This window comes from Streptomyces sp. CNQ329 (assembly GCF_000482585.1).
On sequence record NZ_AXVU01000129.1, the window covers coordinates 1 to 2,933 of the forward strand.

Annotated in this window: 3 protein-coding genes; all 3 read right to left on the bottom strand. The window is 69.3% G+C overall.

What is annotated here, in order from left to right; genetic code table 11:
* Positions 1 to 9: 9 nt before the first annotated feature.
* Positions 10 to 315, bottom strand: coding sequence for a (2Fe-2S)-binding protein (locus tag I003_RS37200; protein WP_486584463.1), 306 nt, complete (start codon positions 313 to 315; stop codon positions 10 to 12).
* A gap of 204 nt (positions 316 to 519) precedes the next feature.
* Complete coding sequence (locus tag I003_RS34375; RefSeq protein ID WP_027774692.1) at positions 520 to 837, bottom strand: hypothetical protein; 318 nt, start codon at positions 835 to 837, stop codon at positions 520 to 522.
* A partial coding sequence (locus tag I003_RS33855) for a Tn3 family transposase (RefSeq protein WP_037722198.1) occupies positions 827 to 2,933 on the bottom strand: 2,107 nt, incomplete at its 5' end. The genes I003_RS33855 and I003_RS34375, both read right to left, overlap by 11 nt.

Below are 2,933 nucleotides of genomic sequence, written 5' to 3' on the forward strand. Positions count from 1 at the left end.
CCGCGAGATCTACCACGTCCTCACCATCACCAACGCCACCGCAGCGACCCCAAGGCACCTCGCAACCGCTGCTTGACATCCATAAGAGCATCCCGAGACCTGCACCGCGGGAGTCAGGCAGGACAGCACCCGCCGCCCGTCCACGTGCACCGTGCACGCGCCGCAGTGGCCCTGGTCGCACCCCTTCTTCGTGCCGGTCAGCGCGAGCCGCTCGCGCAGCACGTCCAGGAGGGACTCCCGGGGATCCAACGTGAGGGACACCTCCCGGCCGTTGACCGTACAGGCCAATGTTGATTTCACCGCATTTGTGAGCATGTGAGCAGATTCTAGGGAGGTCGCAAGGTCCCGGAGCGGAGAAGTAGATTCGGCGCGCCTCGCCACGGGGAGACCACGCGGTCGGCTCAGCCGTTTGCCGATGCGGCCCACGCCGCGTAGAGCCACACCTCGTCGAGGAGCCGCGGCCGGACGGCCCGTCCGGGTGCCGTACACGGCCGCGGCCGGTCCCGGGGTCGCCGGTGCTCACTGCCGGTACCGGCGGAGGAGTTCGGCCAGGTCCTCGGCGAAGACCCTCCCGTAGCGGTCGGCCGACATCGCGTGGACGCGCCTGGCCAGGATCTCGGCGTCCTGCTCGTCGAGGGCCAGAACACCCAGCGGGGTGCCGTCCGAGCGGGCGACGATCAGCCGCGCGGCGGCCGGGGCCGGCTCGACACCGGAGGAGACCTCGTTGAGGGCGTACAGGCTGCACGCCAGCGCGAGCGCGGTATCCGGGCCGCCGTGCTCGGTGAGGTGCAGGGTGTCATCGATGCTGGTCCAGCGTCCGATCTGTTCAGCGGGCATGGTGGGGCTCCGGGGCGGGGTGGGCGCCGGCAGGCGCCGGTGTACGGGGTCGGGGCACGGTGGGCAGGCCGAGGTCCAGGCGCTTGTCCATCTCCAGGCGGAAGGTGCCGTACGGGTTGACGTTGGACCAGAACAGCGCGGTCAGGCCGCGCCGGTCCTCATCCGAGAGCCTCGTTGCCCACTTCGGCTCGGCCAGGACCTGCTGGAGGAGCAGCGTGTTGACGTGCACCAGAGCGGACTGGAGCAGGTGCAATGCGAGCATCGAGGTCTCGGCGTGTTCCTTGTCCGGGCCGGTCAGGGCGCCGTCCTTGCCGTAGTGCAGCACGGTGTTCGCGCTGTTCCAGTTCTCCACGACCTGCAAGCCGCCGTGGATCTCCCGGCGCAGGCCGGGAGAGGCCAGGTAGTCGCAGGCGAAGACCGTGCGCACGGCGCGGCCCAGTTCTTCGAGGGCGGCGTAGGTGGGGTGCTTGGGACCGCCGCGGGTGAAGCGTCGCAGCACCTGCTCGGCCTCCGCCGTCCCCAGCCGCAGCGCGGTGGCGTACTTGACCATCTGGTCGTACTGCTGGGCGATCAGGTCCCACTTGATGGGCCGGGTCAGCGAGCCGCCGAGCGCCGGCCAGCCGGGCGGGGCGTCGTCCGGGCGGTACAGGCGGATGCTGCCGATGTTCTTCAGCCTCGGCAGCAGCCGGAAGTTCAGCAGCTCGGTGAAGGCGAACCCGACGACCGAGGCGCCGTGGGTGTCGACGTAGTTCGACTCGATCTCGGCGTCCGTGCAGTGCCGCAGCAGTCCCTCGATCATCGCTGCGACCTCGGACGACGAACAGCTCTTGAGCTGGGAGTAGATGCAGACGTTCTTCTTCTCCACGTGCCAGTAGATCATCACGCCGTTGCCGCCGTAGCGGGCGTGGTACTCGGTCATGAAGTTGGACGACCAGGACCCGAACTTCTTCGAGTCCGACGCGCACGCGGTGCCCTGCCCCCACCAGGCGGCATCCCGGGTGGCGAAGGTGGCGTTGACCAGGCGGGTGACGGCGGCGCGCAGGTTGTCGACGGTGATGAAGTGCCGGCGCACGTGCCGCAGGGCGGCCTCAGTCTCGCTGTGCTCGCCGGTCGCTACGATCGCCCGGATGCCCATGTTGGTGCCCAGCGCGAACAGCGCGAGCAGCAGGCGGCGCTGGAGCGTGGCGCGGTCGATGCGCTCGTACGCGGCCACCGAGGAGAACTCATCGGTGAAGCCGGTGAGGAAGTCGGCGTTCTTCAGCACGTCCAGCAGGTCGAGCACACCCCAGCGGCGTACGACCTCCTCCTTCAGCGCCTCCAGGCCAGTGGGCTCGTCCAGCTTCTCCGGCTTCGGCACGGTGATCCACGGCTCACCCTTGCGGGTGGTGACCTTCACCCCGCCCGCCGAGCCGTCCGCAAGCGCCCCGGACAGCCGGTCCAGAGCCTCCGTCATCCGCCGCCTCAGGTCGGTGATGAACTCGGCGGGGTCCTGGGGCTGGCGGATCGCCGCGTAGTGCACGGTGCGGGTGGCATCGAAGTCGCCGGGCAGGTCGTCCTCCGGGTTGCGCCAGCGCAGGCCGCCCTCGATGTAGATCTCGCGGCGGCGGATCGCATCCCGCAGCGCGACCAGGACGCACAGCTCGTACGGGATCCGCTCGACCCTGCCCTTGTCGTCCACGACGGCCTCGCGCCAGTCCTTGCGTACGACGCCGTCCATCGGCACCACATCGCCGGCGTCGTAGAAGCGCGTCTTGCCATCGATGTCGGCGTACCTCTCCAGCAGCGCAAGCGCGTCCATCACCGGCCGGTAGGCGGTGTTGTTGCACCTGAAGCCCAGCGTCCGCAGCAGCGGCGGCAGCATCTGCCGGTAGTACGAGCTGTACGACGAGCGCAGCGTGGTGCGGACCTTGGCCTTGAACACCTTCTCGTTCGCCTTCGCCTCGGCCACCAGGTCGCGCAGCGTCTTCTCCCCGACCACCGGATACAGCGCCGTACGCACGATCTCGTCCGGCTTGCCGATCGCCGCGTCCGCCAGCCGGAAGAGAATGCCCTCCTTGCCCCGGACCTTCTTCAGCTCCGCCGTGAGCTGCCTCTCC

Coding starts and splice junctions, on each gene's coding strand:
- I003_RS34375 (WP_027774692.1), bottom strand. CDS start 837: ATGCCCGCTGAACAGATCGGACGCTGGACCAGCATCGATGACACCCTG.
- I003_RS37200 (WP_486584463.1), bottom strand. CDS start 315: ATGCTCACAAATGCGGTGAAATCAACATTGGCCTGTACGGTCAACGGC.